Annotated in this window: 18 protein-coding genes and 1 pseudogene; 7 read left to right on the top strand and 12 right to left on the bottom strand. The window is 63.5% G+C overall.

Annotated elements, in window-relative coordinates; translation table 11 throughout:
• Positions 1 to 43 precede the first annotated feature (43 nt).
• The 4 genes from AC097A_RS06590 to trxC are packed head-to-tail and all read left to right on the top strand — an operon-like array spanning position 44 to position 3,659.
• Positions 44 to 1,249 (top strand): YjgN family protein, encoded by a 1,206-nt coding sequence (locus tag AC097A_RS06590; RefSeq protein ID WP_105262301.1) that lies wholly within the window; start codon positions 44 to 46, stop codon positions 1,247 to 1,249.
• 3 nt (positions 1,250 to 1,252) lie between these two features.
• Entirely contained in the window at positions 1,253 to 2,350 is a 1,098-nt protein-coding gene (locus AC097A_RS06585; protein WP_479620222.1) for a M48 family metallopeptidase, read from the top strand.
• A gap of 38 nt (positions 2,351 to 2,388) precedes the next feature.
• Positions 2,389 to 3,213: an alpha/beta fold hydrolase gene (locus tag AC097A_RS06580; protein ID WP_105262299.1), complete on the top strand. Its 825-nt coding sequence runs from the start codon at positions 2,389 to 2,391 to the stop codon at positions 3,211 to 3,213.
• A 5-nt stretch (positions 3,214 to 3,218) separates the two neighbouring features.
• The gene (trxC, locus tag AC097A_RS06575) at positions 3,219 to 3,659 is read left to right on the top strand and encodes a thioredoxin TrxC (protein WP_479620221.1); all 441 of its coding nucleotides are present in this window, start codon (positions 3,219 to 3,221) and stop codon (positions 3,657 to 3,659) included.
• A 6-nt stretch (positions 3,660 to 3,665) separates the two neighbouring features.
• Here the strand turns inward: trxC and AC097A_RS06570 are convergent, their stop codons facing one another.
• The gene (locus AC097A_RS06570) at positions 3,666 to 4,373 is read right to left on the bottom strand and encodes an SOS response-associated peptidase (protein WP_479620220.1); all 708 of its coding nucleotides are present in this window, start codon (positions 4,371 to 4,373) and stop codon (positions 3,666 to 3,668) included.
• A 74-nt stretch (positions 4,374 to 4,447) separates the two neighbouring features.
• Entirely contained in the window at positions 4,448 to 5,419 is a 972-nt protein-coding gene (gene ylqF, locus AC097A_RS06565) for a ribosome biogenesis GTPase YlqF (protein WP_315496914.1), read from the bottom strand.
• Between the two features lie 176 nt (positions 5,420 to 5,595).
• Here ylqF and AC097A_RS06560 point away from each other — a divergent pair, with 176 nt between their 5' ends.
• A complete protein-coding gene (locus tag AC097A_RS06560; RefSeq protein ID WP_479620219.1) occupies positions 5,596 to 6,129 on the top strand; it encodes a hypothetical protein in 534 nt (177 codons plus the stop codon).
• A 470-nt stretch (positions 6,130 to 6,599) separates the two neighbouring features.
• On the opposite strand, the gene gshA is transcribed toward AC097A_RS06560, so the two are convergent.
• A complete protein-coding gene (gene gshA / locus AC097A_RS06555; RefSeq protein ID WP_479620218.1) occupies positions 6,600 to 8,135 on the bottom strand; it encodes a glutamate--cysteine ligase in 1,536 nt (511 codons plus the stop codon).
• 153 nt (positions 8,136 to 8,288) lie between these two features.
• Between gshA and AC097A_RS06550 the strand changes: the two genes are divergently transcribed.
• The gene (locus tag AC097A_RS06550) at positions 8,289 to 9,485 is read left to right on the top strand and encodes a sensor domain-containing diguanylate cyclase (RefSeq protein ID WP_315496918.1); all 1,197 of its coding nucleotides are present in this window, start codon (positions 8,289 to 8,291) and stop codon (positions 9,483 to 9,485) included.
• Between the two features lie 9 nt (positions 9,486 to 9,494).
• On the opposite strand, the gene AC097A_RS06545 is transcribed toward AC097A_RS06550, so the two are convergent.
• On the bottom strand, positions 9,495 to 10,409 hold the full coding sequence (locus AC097A_RS06545; protein WP_479620217.1) for an SDR family NAD(P)-dependent oxidoreductase: 915 nt from the start codon (positions 10,407 to 10,409) through the stop codon (positions 9,495 to 9,497).
• 118 nt (positions 10,410 to 10,527) lie between these two features.
• Between AC097A_RS06545 and AC097A_RS06540 the strand changes: the two genes are divergently transcribed.
• Positions 10,528 to 11,382: an NUDIX hydrolase gene (locus AC097A_RS06540; protein ID WP_479620216.1), complete on the top strand. Its 855-nt coding sequence runs from the start codon at positions 10,528 to 10,530 to the stop codon at positions 11,380 to 11,382.
• Between the two features lie 55 nt (positions 11,383 to 11,437).
• Here the strand turns inward: AC097A_RS06540 and AC097A_RS06535 are convergent, their stop codons facing one another.
• From AC097A_RS06535 to AC097A_RS06500, 8 genes and pseudogenes are all read right to left on the bottom strand, one after another.
• Entirely contained in the window at positions 11,438 to 11,578 is a 141-nt protein-coding gene (locus AC097A_RS06535) for a hypothetical protein (protein ID WP_479620215.1), read from the bottom strand.
• Positions 11,575 to 12,528, bottom strand: a complete 954-nt coding sequence (locus tag AC097A_RS06530; protein ID WP_479620214.1) for a tRNA dihydrouridine synthase — start codon at positions 12,526 to 12,528, stop codon at positions 11,575 to 11,577. The genes AC097A_RS06535 and AC097A_RS06530 overlap by 4 nt, the downstream gene beginning before the upstream one ends.
• A 91-nt stretch (positions 12,529 to 12,619) precedes the next feature.
• The gene (locus AC097A_RS06525) at positions 12,620 to 13,150 is read right to left on the bottom strand and encodes a M23 family metallopeptidase (RefSeq protein WP_479620213.1); all 531 of its coding nucleotides are present in this window, start codon (positions 13,148 to 13,150) and stop codon (positions 12,620 to 12,622) included.
• A 526-nt stretch (positions 13,151 to 13,676) separates the two neighbouring features.
• The gene (locus AC097A_RS06520; protein WP_479620212.1) at positions 13,677 to 14,162 is read right to left on the bottom strand and encodes a DUF4262 domain-containing protein; all 486 of its coding nucleotides are present in this window, start codon (positions 14,160 to 14,162) and stop codon (positions 13,677 to 13,679) included.
• Between the two features lie 400 nt (positions 14,163 to 14,562).
• Entirely contained in the window at positions 14,563 to 16,119 is a 1,557-nt protein-coding gene (gene ahpF, locus AC097A_RS06515; protein ID WP_479620211.1) for an alkyl hydroperoxide reductase subunit F, read from the bottom strand.
• A gap of 165 nt (positions 16,120 to 16,284) precedes the next feature.
• Positions 16,285 to 16,848 carry an alkyl hydroperoxide reductase subunit C gene (ahpC, locus tag AC097A_RS06510; protein ID WP_479620210.1) on the bottom strand — a complete coding sequence of 188 codons (564 nt, stop codon included), beginning with the start codon at positions 16,846 to 16,848 and terminating at the stop codon, positions 16,285 to 16,287.
• A 106-nt stretch (positions 16,849 to 16,954) separates the two neighbouring features.
• Positions 16,955 to 18,244, bottom strand: a complete 1,290-nt coding sequence (locus AC097A_RS06505) for a DUF3422 family protein (RefSeq protein ID WP_479620209.1) — start codon at positions 18,242 to 18,244, stop codon at positions 16,955 to 16,957.
• 25 nt (positions 18,245 to 18,269) lie between these two features.
• Positions 18,270 to 18,386, bottom strand: a pseudogene (locus AC097A_RS06500) (tripartite tricarboxylate transporter permease); the annotation flags it as partial.

Raw genomic sequence — 18,386 nt, 5'->3', positions numbered from 1 at the left:
AGAGGGCCACAGGCCCCACCCACTTTCAAGGAGGATCCCCCGCATGCAACATGCAGACATTGGCACGCCTGGCGTAACCGACCCACTAGACGCACCCGACACCCAGGTGCAGCTCCCCCCATCCACCAACCAGATCGGCATCGCCTTCACCGGCTCCGGCAGCGAGTATTTCCGCATCTGGATCGTGAACCTGCTGCTCATGCTGGTCACGTTGGGCATCTACTTCCCCTGGGCCAAGGCCCGGCGCCTGCGCTACTTCATGGGTAACACGCTGGTTGGCGGCCAGCCCCTGGGTTTTCATGGCGACCCGAAAAAAATGTTCAAGGGGTATGCGCTGGTGGGCATCTTGTTCACGCTGTACTCGCTGGCTGGCGAGTTCTCCAACACCGCAGGCCTGGTCGCCCTGGTCCTGGTGGCCGGGCTGTGGCCGGCGCTGTTCAAGTCGTCCATGCAGTTCCGCATGGCCAACACCAGCTGGCGTGGTCTGCGCTTCCGTTTTCTGGGCAACCTGGCCGGAGCCTACCGTGCCATGCTGCCGCTGTTCCTGCCCGGCCTCGTGCTCGTGGGCGGCTTGGCGTTTGTGGACGACAGGAACGCACCGCCCATGTGGTACGGCATTCTGGCCCTGGGGGTCATGGTTGCCACGCTGGCCATCGCCCCGTGGCTGCTGTGGAACCTGAAGCAATACCAGCACAAGCACTACAGCCTGGGCCACCTGCAAACCACCTTCCGGGCTACCGTGGGTTCGTTTTACGTGCTCGCACTCAAGGTGCTGGGCTTGGGCCTGCTGGCCATCGCCTTGCCGGCTGCCGTGGTGGTGGGGCTGGTGTTTGGTCTGGATGGTTTTGACAGCCTGCGACAGCAACGCGGCGTATGGATGATCGCCGCTGCCATCGTACCGATCCTGCTGGGCACCCTGGCCGTGTTGGTGTGCCTGCAGCCCTACGCCGTTGCACGCCTGCAAAACCTGGTGTGGACCAAAACCGGCAACACCGAACTGCGCTTTGTGAGCACCCTGCGCGTGCGTGCGCTGCTGTGGGTGACCCTCAAAAACTGGTTCCTGATCATCATCACCCTGGGCCTGTACTGGCCGTTTGCCGCGGTGGCGCTGACGCGTGTACGGCTGGAGGCCGTGAGCATCAAATCGCGCGCCAACCCGGACCTGCTGGTCTCACAGGTGCAAGCACAGGAAGGCGATGCCGCGGGGGATGCTGCAGGCGACTTCTTTGGCATGGACGTGGGGCTCTGAGCCGTGCACGGCACCGGCAGCCCGCTGCACGCCACCTACTTTGACGGCCGCAGTGCCCGCGCCCAGCCCGTAACGCTGCGGCTGCATGGCGAAGGCCGGCAGCGCAGCCTGCACATCCAGGGCGAGGGGGTGGACCTGCAAGTGCCCACCCACCAGGTGCAGTGGCCCGAGCGCACGCGCCACGGCCTGCGCCTGGCCCACCTGGCCGGCGGTGGCCATGTGCAGTGTGAAGATGGTGCCGCTTGGGATGCCTGGGCATACAGCCAGGGCCAGCACGAATCATTGGTGGTGAAGATGCAGCAAAGCTGGCGCTGGGTGGCCGGCAGTGTGGCCGTGCTGGCCACATTGGCCGTGGCACTGCAGCTCTGGGGCCTGCCGCTGCTGGCGCGTGCCGTGGTGGCGGCCACGCCGCCCGGCATCGAACAATCGCTGGGCGAGAGCACACTGGCAGCGATCGACCAGTCCTTGATGCAACCCAGCAAACTGCCGCTGGCCGAGCAAACCCGCATCACGCAGGCGTTTGCCAATGCGGTGGTGCACCAGGACGTGGCCAGCCAGCGCCCCTGGAAGCTGGTGTTTCGCCAAAGCAAGATCGGCCCCAACGCCCTGGCCCTGCCGGGTGGAACCATCATCATGACCGACGAGATGGTGGCGCTGGTGAACGCCGATACGCAAGTGCTGACCGCCGTGCTGGCGCACGAACTGGGCCATGTGCAGCAACGCCATGGCCTGCGCATGCTGGTGCAGGCCACCGTACTGGGGGCGCTGGGTGCCGTGGTGCTGGGCGATTTCAGTACCCTGCTGGCCGCCGTGCCAGCACTGCTGGGCCAGGCCCACTACTCGCGCGAGGCTGAACGCGAGGCCGATGCCCATGCGGTGCAGGTGCTCAAGGACGCGGGCCTGTCGCCCCTGCACATGGTCACCTTGTTTGAGGCCCTGGAGCAAGAGCGCCAGAAAAAGGCCACCAAGGCCAAAGACGGCGAAGACGCCAAGGACGAGAACGCGGACGACGAAGACAGCCCTTCCTGGCTCGGCATTGCCTTTGCCTCGCACCCGTCGGACGCCGACCGCATTGCCTACTTCCGGGCCGCAGCCCAATAAGAACATGCGCAAGCAGCTATATTTTTAATAGCAGACTCATGACCCAACACAGTTTTTACGTCAACGACACCGAGGTCTATCTGGAGGGCCGGGGCAGCCACACGGTGGTGATGCTGCACGGCTGGCCCGACACCCATCGCCTGTGGGACGGCATGGTGGGCGCGCTGGCCCCGCAGTACCGCTGTGTGCGTTTCACGCTGCCGGGCTTTGAAGATCCCGCCAGTTCGCCCGCCCGCACGCTGGCGCAGATGACCGCCCAGTTGCTGGCCATTGTGAACACGGTGAGCCCGCAGCAGCCCGTGACGCTGCTGCTGCACGACTGGGGCTGCGTGTTCGGCTACGAGCTGGCCATGCGCCACCCCGACCGGGTGGCCCGCATCGTGGGCATCGACATTGGCGACCACAACAGCGGTGCCTATTTGCGCGCGCTAGGCGGCAAACAGAAGCTGCAAATCCTGGGCTACCAGTTCTGGCTGGCTGCCGCCTGGGGCTTGGGCATGCTGGGCAGCGAAGGCCTGGCAGACCGCATGACCCGCCGCATGGCGCGTATCCTGCGCTGCCCGTTGGCGTCGGCGGCCATCCACTGGCGCATGAACCGGCCCTACGCCATGGCCTGGCTGGGCGCCGCCGGCGGCCTGCGCCACACCCTGCCAGTGCGCCCCCAATGCCCGGTGTTTTATGCCTATGGCACACACAAGCCCTTTATGTTCCATTCGCCCCGCTGGCTGGAGACGCTGGGCCGCAACCCGGTCAACGTGGCGCTGGGGTTTCGCAGCGGGCACTGGGTCATGCTGGACCAGGCCGATGCGCTGCAAACCGCCGTGCGCCAGTGGCTTGAAAGCCCCAATAACCGCCCCAGCTAAAGGCCATGACCGACGCCCTGCACATCGTTTGCCCCCACTGCCACACCACCAACCGCGTGCAACACGCCCAGTTGGCCAGCGCACCCGACTGCGGCAGTTGCAAGAAGCCCCTGTTTGTGGCCCAGCCGGTGGCGCTGGACGAAGCTGCCTTTGACAAACACATTGCGCGCAGCCACATCCCGGTGCTGGTGGACTTTTGGGCGCCTTGGTGCGGGCCCTGCCGGCAAATGGCACCGGCCTTTGCCCAGGCCGCCGCACAGCTGGAGCCGCAGCTGCGCCTGGCCAAGGTGGACACCGAAGCGGTGCCGAATCTGGCCGCGCGTTTTCAGATCCGCAGCATCCCTACCCTGGCGCTGTTTGCGGGTGGCCGCGAAATTGCGCGCCAGCCCGGTGCCCTGGGCACGGCCGACATCGTGCGCTGGGCGCGCAGCCACCTGGGGCGCTAAGGCGCGCTAGAACAACGAGAGGTTGGGCGCCACCGGGGCGGCCCGGTCCAGCGGAGCGGCGGCCGCCACCAGGTCGTCTGCCGGCGCGGCGCGCATGAAGTCCACCGCCTGCTGCGGGCTGGCCTGCAGCCAGTCGGCATACAGCGCGGGCGGCACGATCACCGGCATGCGCTTTTCCTCATCGGGCCGGTGCATGCGACCCATCACGGCGTGGCCATCGGCGTTCACCGTGAGCACGGTGAAGCTGCCCTGCACGTTGCCCGTGACCGGGTCGGTCCAGCGGTCCCACAGGCCGGCCACGGCAAAGGGCTGGCCATCGGCCCGAGCGATGCGCCAGCGCGTGGGGCGACCACCATTCGCTACGGCGTCTTCCCAACTGGGTTCAAAAAAGCACTGCATAGGCACCAGCACCCACTGGCGGGCGGCCCAGGCCGTGCGAAAACTGGGTTTGCTGGCAGCAGTTTCACTGCGTGCGTTGTAGGTCTTGCGGCTGATGTCGCGCGCCTGCGCGGCATCAGAACACCAGTGTGGCACCAGGCCAAACTGCGCCAGGCGCAGCGCGGCCAGGCTATCGCCAGCGCCGCCACGGCGCAAGGCCACGGGTGCGCTGTAACCCGGAAAGATGTCTTCCAACTGGCCCAGCGGCGGCTCCAGCGGGCCCAGGCGCTCGGCCAGAAAGGCCGGGTTGGCGGCGGGCTGGAAGTTGATGCACATGGCTGCGATTCAGGACGCTATGAATTCAGGAGCTGCTCGCGCAATATCCACGGGTGCTAGAGGCCGATTTGGCTCTATTCTTCGGCCCCGGCGTCATCCACGCGCGGTGGGCGGGGCACTTTCTTGAAGCGGATCTTGCGGTCCAGCTCGATGGCGTCTTTCTTGAGCTGGCGCTCGGCGTCCAGCTTCTGGCCGGCGGCCAGCCAGTCGGCAAACTCGGCAGGGGTTTCCAGCGTCATGCGGCCCAGCGCGCAGGCGCGGAAGTCGTGGATCACGATTTCCGCCGCCTTCTGCAGGTTGATCTTGCCGCCACTTTGCAGCGCACCGCGCTTGCGGCCTATCGCGTCCAGCAGCTGCTCGTCGGTTTGCTCGGCCACGCCGGTGAGTTTGTAGCGCGCCTCCAGCGCCGCAGCGTAGTGCTGGCGCAGGTAGTCCAGCAGCTCCAGCGCCACCTCTTCTTCGTCAAATGCGTTTTTGCCAATGGCGCCACTGGCCGCCAAGTTGTAGCCGCTCTTGGCCACGATGATGCGCGGCCACAACACGCCGGGCGTGTCGTAGAGGTAGAAGTCGTCGGCAATCGTGATGCGCTGCTCCAGCTTGGTCACACCGGCCTCGTCGCCGGTCTTGGCCGCGCGTTTGCCCTTCAGGGTATTGATGAGCGTGGACTTGCCCACGTTGGGGATGCCGCAGATCAGCACGCGCATGGGTTTGGCCATACCGCCCCGGTTGGGCGCCAGCTCATGGCAGGCAGCCACAAGCGCACGCGCGGGGGTGGTCATGCTGGCATCCAAAGGGAGCGCACGCACGCCGGGCATGGCGTTGTAGTGCGCCAGCCAGAGGGCGGTGCGTTCAGGATCGGCCAAGTCTTGTTTGTTGAGCACCTTGAGCGCGGGCTTGCCGGCGGTCATCTCGGCCAGCATGGGGTTGGCGCTCGATCCGGGCAGGCGGGCGTCCAGCAGCTCAATCACCACATCAATCGCCTTGATGCGGTCCTGGATCGCCTTGCGCGTCAGGTGCATATGCCCCGGGAACCACTGAATTGCCATGCCGTGTCGTCTTTCTGCCTGTGCGCTAAACCCTGCATTGTCCGGCATGTGGCACTCCGGTGCCGCTTAGGCAGGTGCCTCTAGGAAAGACGCGGGATTTAAGGTGCCTTCACTAGGGGGGCTTTGGAGAATGCGTTGTGTCGATTTCCGATTCATCCACTTTGCAGGAGTTTTCCATGGCCAATAAGAAACTGTCCACCGTGACCACCGAACTGATCGCGTCTTATGGCAACACTGCCAAGAACGTGATCAACGCCTACCGCGTGGGCAATGCCCGTGCCGTGGGTTATGTCGACCAGTCCTGGGCTGCCGCCGTCAAGAAGGCCGGCAACCGCATCAGCGCCGAAGTGCGCACCAATGCCGTCGCTGCCCAAAAGAAGGTCACCTCCCTCTACACCCAGGGCGTCACCCTGACCACCGACAGCGCCGACAGCGCCGTCAACAAGGCCGTGGAACTGGCCGGCAAGGGCCTGGAGCAAGTGGCGGCCAACGCCAGCCGCTTTGAGAAAAGCACCGGCCTGACCACGCTGAACACGATTGCCGTGGCTGCGGTGCCTGCTGCCGTCGCCGTGAACAACGTGGCTGCCAAGATTGAAGCCCAAAGCGGCGCACTGGTGAGCAAGATTGCGGGCTCCAAGGTGAAGGCCAAGGCGGCGACTGCCAAGCGCGCAGTTGCCAAGAAGGTCAGCCGGGTGCGCAAGGCGGCCTGAGTCGTTCGCGCTTCGCAAAAACCAGTCCTTGTGGCTGGTTTTTTTTGTCTGCGCGTTCTCCAGTTGCACCGCTTTTTTTTAACACCCACTCCCCCAGCCCCTCGCCCCGTCGGCGAGGGGAGTTTTTAACAGCCATATTTTGTCGTTGTGCGCCGGGTACGTGGCTACTGGGGTGACGTGGCGACTGTTCCTTTGCTCCACGGCGAGTGCGTACGGTTGTGGAAGCCTCGGAGGAATGTGTGTGCCAACGCTGGCGGCTGTGCCCGCCAGTGGCTCCGTGCCCGCATTTTTCTATTCGCTACAACCGTCGGCATTGGCAGTGGCGTACCACCCGTTGGTAACAGCCCTGAAGTAGCACCGTAGCCGGAGCAAGGCCACCAAATCGGCTGTTCAAAAGGCTCCCCTCGCCGACGGGGCGAGGGGCTGGGGGAGTGGGTGTTAAAAAAAGCGGTGCGACAGGAGAAAAACAGTCAACCCAGCTTGACAGCCCGAGCCTGCAAGCGATGCGGTGCCAAGTACTCCTGCAGGTAAACGTCAAACGGCATCGTGTCCGCCGCCTCAATCGCACGCTGCGCATCCCAGGATGCTTGCGACTCTTCCGCAAACCGCGCCGCCACCTCAGGCGCCAACGGGTTCTGCAACATGGCCGCACGTATCTGCTCCGACTGCGCACGGGCAAAGGCGACGAAGGAGCCTTCGTGCTGCTCAGTGATGGCGCGCAACACGCGGGCCGAGGGCAAGGTATCGGGGTGCTGCAAGCTGTGCTGGGCGGCCAACACGGCGCGGCTGTAGGCGTCGGTGCGGTGGGCGGCATCCAGCGCCTGCGCAATCGCCACCATGCCATCGAGAAGCTCTTGCCCCCACGTGGTCAGGCTCACCTGCGCATCGCCACGCTGCAACAACAAGCCGGGCTCGCGGCCGCGCTCAGCCACGGCGTGCTGGTTGCGGCCCACAGCGGCAATTTCTTGCGGCGAATCGTCGGGGCTGGCGGTGGACAGGCAGTGCAGCAAAAACACGTCGAGGAATCGCATGGTCTGGCTGTTGATGCCGACCACCTCAAACGGGTCCAGGTCCATCAGGCGCACTTCCACGTACTCCACGCCACGCTCCCGCAGCGCATGCAGTGGGCGCTCGCCCGCAAAGGTCACACGCTTGGGGCGGATGGTGCCGTAGAACTCATTTTCGATCTGCAGCAAGGTGGTGGCGAGCTGGTTGTAGCTGCCGTCCGCTGCACGCACTCCCACCGCTTCGTAGGGAGCGTAGGGCTGGGTCAGCGCGCCGTGCAGCGAGTGGGCATAACCCTCCAGGCTGTTGTAACTCACGGCCAGCGAGGCCTGGGCATCACTCTGGTAACCCAGGCGGCCCATGCGCAGCGAGGTGGCGTGGGGCAGGTACATGGTGCCACTGCTCAGGGCCTGCAGCTGGTGCTGGCGGCCCGCCACAAAGGACGAGCACACCGCAGGCGACGCGCCAAACAGGTAGAGCAGCAAAAAGGCGTGGCGGCGGAAGTTGCGGATCAGGCCGAAGTACTGCTCGCTGCTCACGTCGGGCAACGACCAGTTGTAGTGGATGCCTGAGATGGTTTGCATGCGCCGGCCGTAGCGGTGGCCCAGGCCACGGCGGTACACGGTCTTGGACTGCGCCACGTTGGAGCTACCGTACTGGCCCAGAGGGATTGCATCGTCCTCGGGCAAACAACAGGGCATGCTGGAGACCCACAAGCGCTCATCGCCCATGGCACCCAGCGTGAACTGCTGCACGTCGGCCAGCTCCTGCAGGCAGACATCGGGGTCGGCGTGCACGCCGGTGATCAGCTCCACCTGGGATTCGCTGAAATCGGTGGTGATGTGGGGATGCGTGAGGGCCGAACCCAGCGCCTGGGGGTGCGAGGTCATGGCCAGCATGCCGCTGGGCAGCGCGCGCAGGCTTTCTTTTTCCACACCCCGGCGGATGCCGCGCAGGCGTTCTGCTGTCAGGGCGCTCAGGGCCGCTTGTCTACTGTCCATGCCAAAGGGCCCTTCAAAATTTCTTCGGGGCGCAAAGTTACCACAGGCTGGCATTTGCTGCAGGCGCCGGGCTGACTTCACGGGTTTCCGTTAACTGGGGGCGGGACCACAGATTTCAATGGGGGGCTGCAGTGGCTGGTGAATAATGGCCCGGTGGAAACCTCCGAACTGATGGTCTGGTCCTGCATGCTCGGCGGCCTGTTAACAATGGCCACCGTGGCCTTGGCCGACGTGCTCATGAACCGCAGCGTCGCCTCGTGGCGCGGGCTGGTGTTTGTGCTGATGCTGGGCAGCTGTGCCATTCTGATGACCAGCCTGCCGGCGCTGTGGTTTCCAGAACTCCCCCCTTCGGTATTGCTGACCCTGAAGGCCAGTTTGGGTCCGCTGTGTGGCGCCTTGTCACTGATTTACCTGGGCCTGTGGCTTGGGGCGGCGGCAGAAGACCGCATCGTCTACTACAGCCTGGCCTGGGGTGCCACGGTTTTGGTGGGCACAGCCGTGCTGCTGGCGTTTTGGGCCCTGAACTACGAGGGCGAGCGCCCCGAGGACGTCATTGAAGTGGCGGCGGTTTTTAGCGGAGGGGCGCTGCTCTTGGCGCTGGGAGTGTCTGTTCGCGCCCATGCCTTGGGCGACCAACTGGCCCGCTGGATGGTGGTGGCTTGCTTTTTTCTGGCAGGCATGATTCTGGGCCTCTACACCTACACCCTGCACCCCAGTTGGTTTGGCTGGCAGGGCATGGCGCTCACTGCCTTTTGCACCGTGGCCCACTTTTTGGTGGCCACCGCACTGGCGGTACGCCGCAACCGGCAAAACCGCCAACTGCTGCGTCTGGCCGGCCTGGCCCAGGGTGCGGACCCGGCCACCGGCCTGCCCACAGGGTCGGTGCTCTTGTCCAAGGTGGACGATGCGTTTTGGCGCGGTGCCCGCATGCACGGGCAGTGCACCGTGGTGTGCCTGCACCTGCACAACCTGTACGAGCTGGGCGAATCCGCCGGCCACCGCGTGGACCAGCAGATCCTGACCTCCATCACCGCGCGCATCCGCCGCGCGGTGGGTTTTCGCTGTGTGGTGGGCCTGTACCACCCGCGCTGTTTTGTGGTGGTGATCTCGGGCATCAAGCACGAAGAGCTGGTGGAGCGCACCGTGCTGCGCCTGCGCATGGTGCTGTCCAAACCGCTCAGCGTGGTGGGCCTGGACGAAGCCTTCCACACCTTCATGCCACGCTACGGCATGGGCGTGGTCACCGTGCATGCCGCCAGCGCCGACCCGGTAGCCGTGGTGGACGAGGCCGAACGCAAGTCGTGGGAAAACGCGGGCAACGCACCACCCGCTGCAGCCACGGCTTTTTAAGCGCCGGGCTTAGCGCCCGCCCAGCTGGGCCATGGCGCGTGCCACTTCCTGCCCGCCCTGGGCCGCACCACTGTCCGGCACCGTGTCGCCCGCACGGGCCAGCACCGCTTGCAACTGGTCCGCCAGCGCTTCGGGCGCTTGCGCGTCCAGCCCAATCCAGGCACCTTGTGTGAGCGTGATGTGCGCCGCCTCCACACTGCCCGCACCGGCGCACAACGTGGTGCGTGTGGGCGCGTCTTCAGCCACCAGCACCAGCATGGCGGGCACCACGGCTTCGGGTTTCAGCGCTTCCAGCACGGCGGGCGGCATCAGGTCTTCGGTCATGCGCGTGGCGGCCGTGGGGGCCAGGCTGTTGACGCGGATGTTGTTCTTGGCGCCTTCGATAGCCAGGGTTTGCATCAGCCCCACCAGCGCCAGCTTGGCCGCGCCATAGTTGCTCTGACCAAAGTTGCCATACAGGCCGGAGCTGGAGGTGGTCATCAAAATGCGGCCGTACTTCTGTTCGTTCATATAAGGCCACACGGCCTTGCAGCAGTGCACCGCGCCCATCAGGTGCACGTCCACCACCAGGCGGAAGTCGGCCAGCTCCATCTTGGCAAAACTCTTGTCGCGCAGAATGCCCGCGTTGTTCACCAAAATGTCCACGCGGCCCCAGGTGTCCACCGCCTGCTTGACCATGGCCTGCACCGCCTCGAAGTCGGTGACCGATGCACCATTGGCCATGGCCTCGCCACCCGCGGCGCGAATTTCGGCCACCACCGCTTCGGCGGCGGACAACGAGCCGCCCGAGCCATCGCGTGCGCCACCCAGGTCGTTCACCACCACCTTGGCACCGCGTGCGGCCAGGGCCAAGGCGTGCTGGCGGCCCAAACCTCCGCCCGCGCCCGTTACGATGGCCACACGGCCTTTGAAATCCAGATGCATTGTTTGTCTCCTCGGGTTGTTGAATCGGACTAGGGCTTGTGCGTATGGCCCCGGCCTGCTGCACGTACTTTAATTCAAGCAATTGCTCACTAAAAAGCACAAGAGAAAAGACAGTCCCATGCATGACATGCTTGAACCCGCCAGCGGTGCGCCGCGCGATGCCTCCACCGTGGTGCTGCTGCGCGACGGCTCCCAGGGCCTGGAAGTGTTTTTGATGAAGCGCAGCGGCCTGTCGGACACCTTTGGCGAGGCCTATGTGTTCCCCGGCGGGAAGCTGGACGCCCACGACAGCTCACCCGCCGCCGTGGCTGCACTGGACATGCGCTCCGACACCCTGGCCCAGCAACTGAATGAGCCCGAACTCAGTGGCAACCTGGCAGCCGGCCTGTATGTGGCCGCGCTACGCGAGCTGTTTGAAGAAGCCGGCGTGCTGCTGGCCGCAGGCAACACGCGCCCTGCCAGTCTGCGCCCAGAAGACTGGCAGGCCTGGGTGGCCGCATCAGGCGCCACGCTGCAGGCCAGTGCCCTGCGACCCTGGAGCCGCTGGATCACGCCACGCATGGCCGCTTTAAGCAAAAAGCGTTTTGACACCCGCTTCTTTCTGGCCCTGGCACCGGCTGGCCAAGAGGCCAGCCACGACAACTTTGAGACCACCGCCAGCATCTGGCTCACGCCCAAGGAAGCGCTGCTGCGCTACCACCATGGCGAAATTGAGATGGCGCCGCCGCAAATCATGAGCTTGGCCCACCTCGCGCGCTACGCCAGCGCGGCTGAGGCCATGGACGCCGCGCGGCAACAGCCGCCGCCCTGCATCTGCCCCGAGAATTTCAGCGACAACGGCGAGGTCATTCTGTGTTACCCCGGCGACCCGCAGCACTCAGTGCCTGCACGCGCCCTGCCCGGCCCTACGCGGCTGGTGGTGCGCAACAAGCGCTTTGTGCCGGTGGACGGGTTGGAGAGTTTGTGGGCCTAGCGCCCAGCGCATCGCGCTATTAATTCAGGAGCTGTTTGCGCAGTATCTACGGGTGCTAGAGGCCTATTTGGCATGTAAACAGCTGCTCCGTCACCTCTTTGCCCCACTGGGCGCCAGAGGCATCGTGGTGCGATCCGCCGATGGCAATGCAGCCGTGGATCACGCAGCCGGGGCGGTAACCGAGGTGAATGTTCATGGCTGAGGAATTCCCGTGCGCATCCAGGCTTCCACATCACTGGGTTTGACCAGTGTGCGCATCTCGTCAAACGCGGTCTGCGCCTCTGGGTAGTGGCGGCGCAGCAGGTTGAGCCATTGTTTCACGCGGCCGGCCTGCTGTTTTTTCTCCAGATGAGTCACCGCTATCTGCCAAAAGGCGTGCATCAGGGGGCTCAGGTCTTGCCACGTCCAGTCCTCACCTGGCTGGGCGATGCTGCCCGGCGCGGTGCCCATGGCGGCCAGAATGCTGCGGGCGAGCGCCGGGCGCGCCACGATGCCGCGGCCCAGCATCAGCGCGCTACAGCCACTTTGCGCCACCGCCGCTTGGGCGTCCTGCACGTTCCAGATTTCGCCATTCACCACCACTGGCACCCGCACCGCCTGGCGCACATCGGCCACACGGCCCCAATACGCGGGCGGCCGGTAGCCCTGCGCCTTGGTGCGTGCGTGCACCACGATCTCGGCCGCACCACCGGCCTCCAGCGCGCGCGCGCAGTCCAGCGCCAGGCTGTCGTCGTTGTAGCCCAGGCGCATCTTGGCGGTAACGGGAATGTGGGCCGGCACGGCCGCACGCACTGCGGCCACGAGGGCATGAAGAATCTCGGGGTCTTGCAGCAGCGTGGCGCCGCCACCATGCCGGTTCACCACCTTGGCCGGGCAGCCAAAGTTCAGGTCAATACCGGGCGAGCCCATCTCGGCCAAGCGCGCTGCGTTCTCGGCCATGCACACGGCGTCCGAGCCCAGCAACTGCGGCCACACTGGCACGCCAGCAAACGTACGCGCGCCAAAGGCCAGCTCGGGCACCGTGCGCAACAGCGCCTTCTCCGACATCAGCGAATGCGTGATGCGGATGAACTCCGACACGCACTTCTCCACCCCGCCCACGCGGGTCAGGATGTCACGCAGGACAAAATCGAGAAGCCCCTCCATGGGGGCGAGGTAGATACGGACGGGCACGGGGATGAAAAACTGAGAAAGGGACAAAGCAGTCGCGCATTGTCCCCCAACAAGGGAGCCGCCTTTAGAGCGGTTTGGCGCCAGCTTGCAGCAGTGCGCCCGGATCCAGGAAGAACATTTTCTTCCACCCTTGTGTCTCTGAACTAAAGTGCCATGGCAGAGGAATGAGCGACACCACGGCGTAGTGCAAATGTGGCGGCTTGCCTGCGGCGTTGCCGCTGGTGCCGACCAAACCGAGCACCGCCCCCTTGACGAGGAAGCGGGGCGACGGATCGGCATCGGCCAAGTGAGCGTAGTAGTGCACTCTCCATTTCGGCCCAAGGACCGCAACCACGTTGCCGCCAATACCGAGGTGGCCTTGATAGAGGACAACACCCGGTACGGCGGATACGACATGCCTGCCTTGGGGTGCGAACACATCAATACCTTTGTGCACGCCGGAGACTCCCCATGGCTCATACCAGAATGACTTTGGATTCCAGTCTTTCGAGGTAGCACCCGCTACAGGAATGCGGGGGTCCTCAGGAATGGCAAAACCAATGCCGAGCAGCACTCCGATGGCGGCAAGAAAGGTATATAAGCGGCGATGCTTCATCTCATGTTGTGGCTTGGGCGAGGCTGTCAACGTCAGCCGTGAATGGACCGAAACGGTGCACTCAGTTGTGAAGAATGGCGACCATGATGGCCTCCGTTGTGGGACCATTCGACGAACCTGTTAAGTCTCGCGACATTCATTTCTCGACCCCTGGCTTGCGTTCGCTCTCATACCATCGCAAGTAAGCGCCGAGCTCCTCGCTCACACCTGTTGGGAACGGCGTCTCAACTCCATGACGGGCGCCGCCTGAGGCGATACCCGCTCGGAGCTCCCAACTTGCACGTAGGCAAGATAAATCTGCCGCCACCAAACACTTGCGCTCTTCGCGCAGGGCAACCGTCTGAACATAGGTGCTCCTAGCAAGGCCACCATCCAAGCCGACTCGATAAGCCGCATACAAAGCGAGCCCGGAAACAACGGCAGCAGCGATGAGTATGGCAGGACGCTTCATGCGAGATTTAACGTTTGAGATGAGAGGTGGCGCCCGGCTTGCCGGGTGACCTCCTCTCGATTGAAGGGTTAGGCCTCACGGGCGGTTGGGTCGGACTCTACCAAGCATTGGCTGATTTTCCTTAAGCCACTCGGAAGCACTCTTCTGCCAGGGCCAGACGCCAGAAGTTGAAGGCCAGACGATCTGCACGACAGAGTACTCCTTGTCCTTGTAATACCGATCACAGCCCAAGGTGTACTCGGCAAGCAGCTTCCTGCGGGCTGGCTCGATATAAACGCCGAACCCGACGAGGAAGCCTGGATACAGGACACCTCGTTTGAAGCGAGTGCCAGCCCTTACCTGACGGTTGTATTCATTGATCATGAACCCACCAAGATTTGGCTTGAGTCCAACGACGATTGCATCAGGAACGTCGCTTGTCTCTTGGATACCAATGGAATACGAAAAGCATGGGGTCGATTCTTCTGGGTCAAACACGCTAATGACATGACAACCGTATTCAAAGACATCTTCGGCGACTCGCTTGTCATTCGCAGCGCGCTTTTCGGCAGAGATACTCATCAATGAGGCCTAACGCAATGTGTGCCGCAAACCTTGCGGACTATTCTGGGCGCTGCGGAATAAACTGGGCATGGAATCCTCCTGAAGATAGCTTCCGTGTTGGGCCATTGAAACACGGCACTGCTCGTCTCGCCCTGTCCGCCTGATGGATCAGGTTCGCGAGCGAATTCGGTACTTGCACTATAGCTTGAGCACCGAGAAAACCTACTTGTACTGGATTCGTTTTTATCCGCTAGCGGGCTATTGGTGGGCAAATGCGGCACCCGTGCGATATAGAAATGTCGCCACAAAATCCACAGCTTCTCTCACAACAACAAAGGGCGCCGAAGCGCCCTTTGTTGTTGTAATTACCGCGCTACGCTTCGACAAGCTCAGCGCGAACGGGAAGTTGATGCACACATCAGTTGCGGATCAGATGGTCAAACGCACTCAGCGCTGCCTTCGATCCCTCGCCCGCTGCGATGACGATCTGCTTGAACGGCACGGTGGTGCAGTCGCCCGCCGCAAACACGCCACTGGCATTGGTGTGGCCCTTGGCGTCCACGATGATTTCGCCGAACTTGCTCAGCTCGATCGTGCCCTTGAGCCATTCGGTGTTGGGCACCAGGCCGATTTGCACGAACACGCCTTCCAGCTCCACCAGGTGTTCCACGCCAGTCGCGCGGTCCTTGTACTTCAGGCCGTTCACCTTGCCGTCGGCGCCGGTGATTTCGGTGGTCTGGGCGTTGGTGTGCACGGTCACGTTGGGCAGGCTGTTGAGCTTCTTCACCAACACGGCGTCGGCCTTCAGCTGGTCTGCAAACTCGATGACGGTGACGTGGGCCACGATGCCAGCCAAATCAATGGCGGCTTCGATACCCGAGTTGCCACCGCCGATCACCGCCGTGCGTTTGCCCTTGAACAGCGGGCCATCGCAGTGCGGGCAGTAGGCCACGCCCTTGTTCTTGTACTCCTGCTCGCCGGGCACGTTCACATTGCGCCAGCGCGCGCCGGTGGACAGGATCACAGTCTTGGCCTTGAGCGAGCCGCCGTTGGCCAGCACCACTTCGGCCAAGCCACCGGCTTGGGTAGCGGGAATGATCTTGTCGGCGCGCTGCAGGTTCATGATGTCCACGCCGTAGGAGCGCGTTTGCGCTTCCAGCGCCGCAGCGAACTTGGGCCCGTCGGTCTCTTGCACCGAGATGTAGTTCTCGATGGCCATGGTGTCGTTCACCTGGCCGCCAAAGCGCTCGGCGGCCACACCCACGCGGATGCCTTTGCGGGCGGCGTACACCGCAGCCGCGGCACCTGCAGGGCCACCACCGACGATGAGCACGTCGTACGGGTCTTTGGCAGACAGCTTGGCCGCGTCTTTGTCAGCGGCACCTGTGTCCAGCTTGGCCACAATTTCTTCGACCAGCATGCGGCCATTGCCGAACAACGCGCCATTCAGGTAGACGCTGGGCACGGCCATAATTTCGCGGGCGTTGATCTCTTCCTGGAAGGCGCCGCCTTCGATAACGGTGGTTTTGACCTTGGGGTTGAGGATGGCCATGAGGCTCAGCGCCTGCACCACGTCTGGGCAGTTGTGGCAAGTCAGGCTCATGTAGACCTCGAAGTTGAAGTCACCGTCCAGGCCTTTGATCTGGTCGATCACGTCCTGCTCCACCTTGGGTGGGTGGCCGCCGCTCCACAGCAGGGCCAGCACCAACGAGGTGAACTCGTGGCCCAGGGGCAGGCCGGCAAAACGCAGGCTGGTATCAGTGCCACCGCGCTTCAAGGTAAAAGAAGGCTTGCGAGCGTCCTGGCCGTCGTAGGCCACGGTGATTTTGTCGGCGCGCAGGCTTTGGATGGTTTGCAGCAGGTCGCGCATTTCCACCGAGTTGTCGTCCTCACCGAGGGACGCCACGATCTCGATCGGCAGCGTCACGCGCTCCAGGTAGGCGCCGAGTTGGGATTTGAGTGTGTCGTCAAGCATGGTGATTCCTCTTCTTACTATCAATTTGGTAGCTGGTAGCACACTGTTTACGTGGGCTAGAGCCATATTTTGGGTATAAAAAAGCCGGACGGCCTGCTACACATGCAGCAGGACGCTGTCCGGCTTGGGAGCGCACGAGGCGCTCTGCCGTTTCCAGCTTCTGGTTTAGATCTTGCCGACCAGGTCCAAAGAAGGCGTGATGGTCTTGGCGCCTTCGTTCCACTTGGCGGGGCACACTTGGCCAGGGTGAGCGGCGGTGTACTGGGCAGCCTTCAGCTTGCGCAGAGTTTCTTTCACGTCACGGGCGATCTCGTTGGAGTGCACTTCCATGGTCTTGATCGTGCCTGTGGGGTCAATGATGAAAGTGCCGCGCAGTGCCAGGCCTTCTTCGTCGATGTGCACGTCAAAGCCGCGTGTCAGGGCGTGGGTGGGGTCACCGATCAGGGGGAACTTGGCCTTGCCCACGGCGGGGGAGGTTTCGTGCCACACCTTGTGGGCGAAATGGGTGTCGGTGGTCACGATGTAGACCTCGGCACCGGCCTTTTGGAATTCAGCGTAGTTGTCAGCTGCGTCTTCCACTTCGGTGGGGCAGTTGAAGGTGAACGCTGCGGGCATGAAAATGAACACGTTCCACTTGCCCTTGATGGACTCGTCGGTCACGGTGATGAATTTGCCGTTGTGGAAGGCTTCGTTCTTGAAAGCTTGGACTTGCGTGTTGATCAAAGACATGGAGGGTTCCTCTAAAAATAGCCGTTCGATGAATGAACAGGACGAATCTTAGAGGCTCTGGGCCATGTTTCGGGTTGATTGATCCAATCAACCACATTGACTTTGCCTATGACGCCCGAAACACCCGGTGGTGCAGGCGGCGCAAAGACCACCAGACGCTGCCCGCCACCACTGGAATGGCGGCCGCGGCCGTCATTTCAGGGCTCCAGGGCCAACCCCAGTGCTGGGCACCCTTGGCCAAATAACTGGCCAAGCCGACGATGTAGTAGGTAATGGCAGCCACCGACAGGCCTTCCACCGTGGACTGCAGCTTGAGCTGCATGCCCTGGCGGCTGTTCATGGTGGCCAGCAAGGCCTGGCTGCTTTGCTGCTGCTCAATCTCCACCCGCGTGCGTAGCAGGTTGCTGATGCGCGAGACGCGCTGCGACAGCGCATCTTGCCGGCGGCTGGACCAGGCGCAGGTGCTGCGCGCGGGTGTGAGGCGCCGCTCCATAAATTCACCAATGGTCTGCATGCCGGCCAAGCGCGACTCGGCAATGTCTTCAATGCGTTTGTCCACCAGCTCAAAGTAGGCCGCGCTGGCCGAAAAGCGGGAATGGGTGGCCGCGTGCTGGCTCTCCACCTGGCCGGCCAGGCGGGTCAGCCGGTCCAGCAGCTGGGGTTCGTCATCACGCGTGGCGGTGCGGATGGCTTCGGCCAGCTCCGCCAGCTCACGCTCGGCACTGGCCAGCACGGCAGATGCCTCACGCGCAGCCGGCAGCCCCAGCAGGGCCGCCATGCGGTAGGTCTCGATCTCCAACAGGCCTTGCACCAGCCGGCCCAGGCGGCGCGGTGTCATGCCACCGGCCAGCAACACCATGCGCGAGAAGCCGTCGGCATGCACCGCAAAGTCGGTGTAGACCTCGCCAAAACCATCGGCCACGGTGGAGGCGACCAGGGTTTCTTCGTGCAGCACTTGGCGAATCCAGGGGCCGGTGTCTACCTCTTGTATGGGCAGCACCCACAGGTGCAGGCTGGCCAGGCATTCACCCGGCAAGGCGGCCAGCCACTGCTGTGGCACGGCATCCAGCGCCAGCTCGGGTTCACGCTCGGCCCCGCCCTGCCCGGCAATCGGGCGCATGAAGGTCCAGGTGACAAATTCGGTGTGCAGCTCCCAGCGCACCCGGTACAAGCCAAAGTCCATACGAATATGGATGGACGCAGCATCGGGTGGTGGCAAATGGTGATCGCGCGCCAGCGCGGCCATGTGGGCACGGCTGGCGTCACGCTGCTGCGCGTTGCACACCATCACCACATGGGACAACGCCATGGGCAAACCCATGGGCTCTGGCGGGCGGGCGTGGACCTCGTTATGCAGCGAAAGGCGCTGCGCGTGTTGTACAGGCAAAAAGTTCAACGCAAGGTCCACATGTCAGAAAGCCTCAATCCTCAACAAACGCCTCTTCGCGCTTGGCCTTGATGGAAGGCATGAGCACGACGACCAGCAGCAGAACGGCCGCTGCGAGCAAGCCCGCCGAGAGCGGCCGGGTGATAAACAC

Source organism: Rhodoferax sp. XS2R6, from assembly GCF_056521365.1.
The sequence above is the reverse complement of the archived record's forward strand: the minus strand, read 5'-3'. Positions and strand labels throughout refer to the sequence as shown.

Coding starts and splice junctions, on each gene's coding strand:
- ahpF (WP_479620211.1), bottom strand. CDS start 16,119: ATGCTTGACGACACACTCAAATCCCAACTCGGCGCCTACCTGGAGCGC.
- AC097A_RS06580 (WP_105262299.1), top strand. CDS start 2,389: ATGACCCAACACAGTTTTTACGTCAACGACACCGAGGTCTATCTGGAG.
- AC097A_RS06560 (WP_479620219.1), top strand. CDS start 5,596: ATGGCCAATAAGAAACTGTCCACCGTGACCACCGAACTGATCGCGTCT.
- AC097A_RS06540 (WP_479620216.1), top strand. CDS start 10,528: ATGCATGACATGCTTGAACCCGCCAGCGGTGCGCCGCGCGATGCCTCC.
- AC097A_RS06590 (WP_105262301.1), top strand. CDS start 44: ATGCAACATGCAGACATTGGCACGCCTGGCGTAACCGACCCACTAGAC.
- AC097A_RS06545 (WP_479620217.1), bottom strand. CDS start 10,409: ATGCATCTGGATTTCAAAGGCCGTGTGGCCATCGTAACGGGCGCGGGC.
- ylqF (WP_315496914.1), bottom strand. CDS start 5,419: ATGGCAATTCAGTGGTTCCCGGGGCATATGCACCTGACGCGCAAGGCG.
- AC097A_RS06535 (WP_479620215.1), bottom strand. CDS start 11,578: ATGAACATTCACCTCGGTTACCGCCCCGGCTGCGTGATCCACGGCTGC.
- gshA (WP_479620218.1), bottom strand. CDS start 8,135: ATGGACAGTAGACAAGCGGCCCTGAGCGCCCTGACAGCAGAACGCCTG.
- AC097A_RS06570 (WP_479620220.1), bottom strand. CDS start 4,373: ATGTGCATCAACTTCCAGCCCGCCGCCAACCCGGCCTTTCTGGCCGAG.
- AC097A_RS06525 (WP_479620213.1), bottom strand. CDS start 13,150: ATGAAGCATCGCCGCTTATATACCTTTCTTGCCGCCATCGGAGTGCTG.
- ahpC (WP_479620210.1), bottom strand. CDS start 16,848: ATGTCTTTGATCAACACGCAAGTCCAAGCTTTCAAGAACGAAGCCTTC.
- AC097A_RS06520 (WP_479620212.1), bottom strand. CDS start 14,162: ATGAGTATCTCTGCCGAAAAGCGCGCTGCGAATGACAAGCGAGTCGCC.
- AC097A_RS06530 (WP_479620214.1), bottom strand. CDS start 12,528: ATGGAGGGGCTTCTCGATTTTGTCCTGCGTGACATCCTGACCCGCGTG.
- trxC (WP_479620221.1), top strand. CDS start 3,219: ATGACCGACGCCCTGCACATCGTTTGCCCCCACTGCCACACCACCAAC.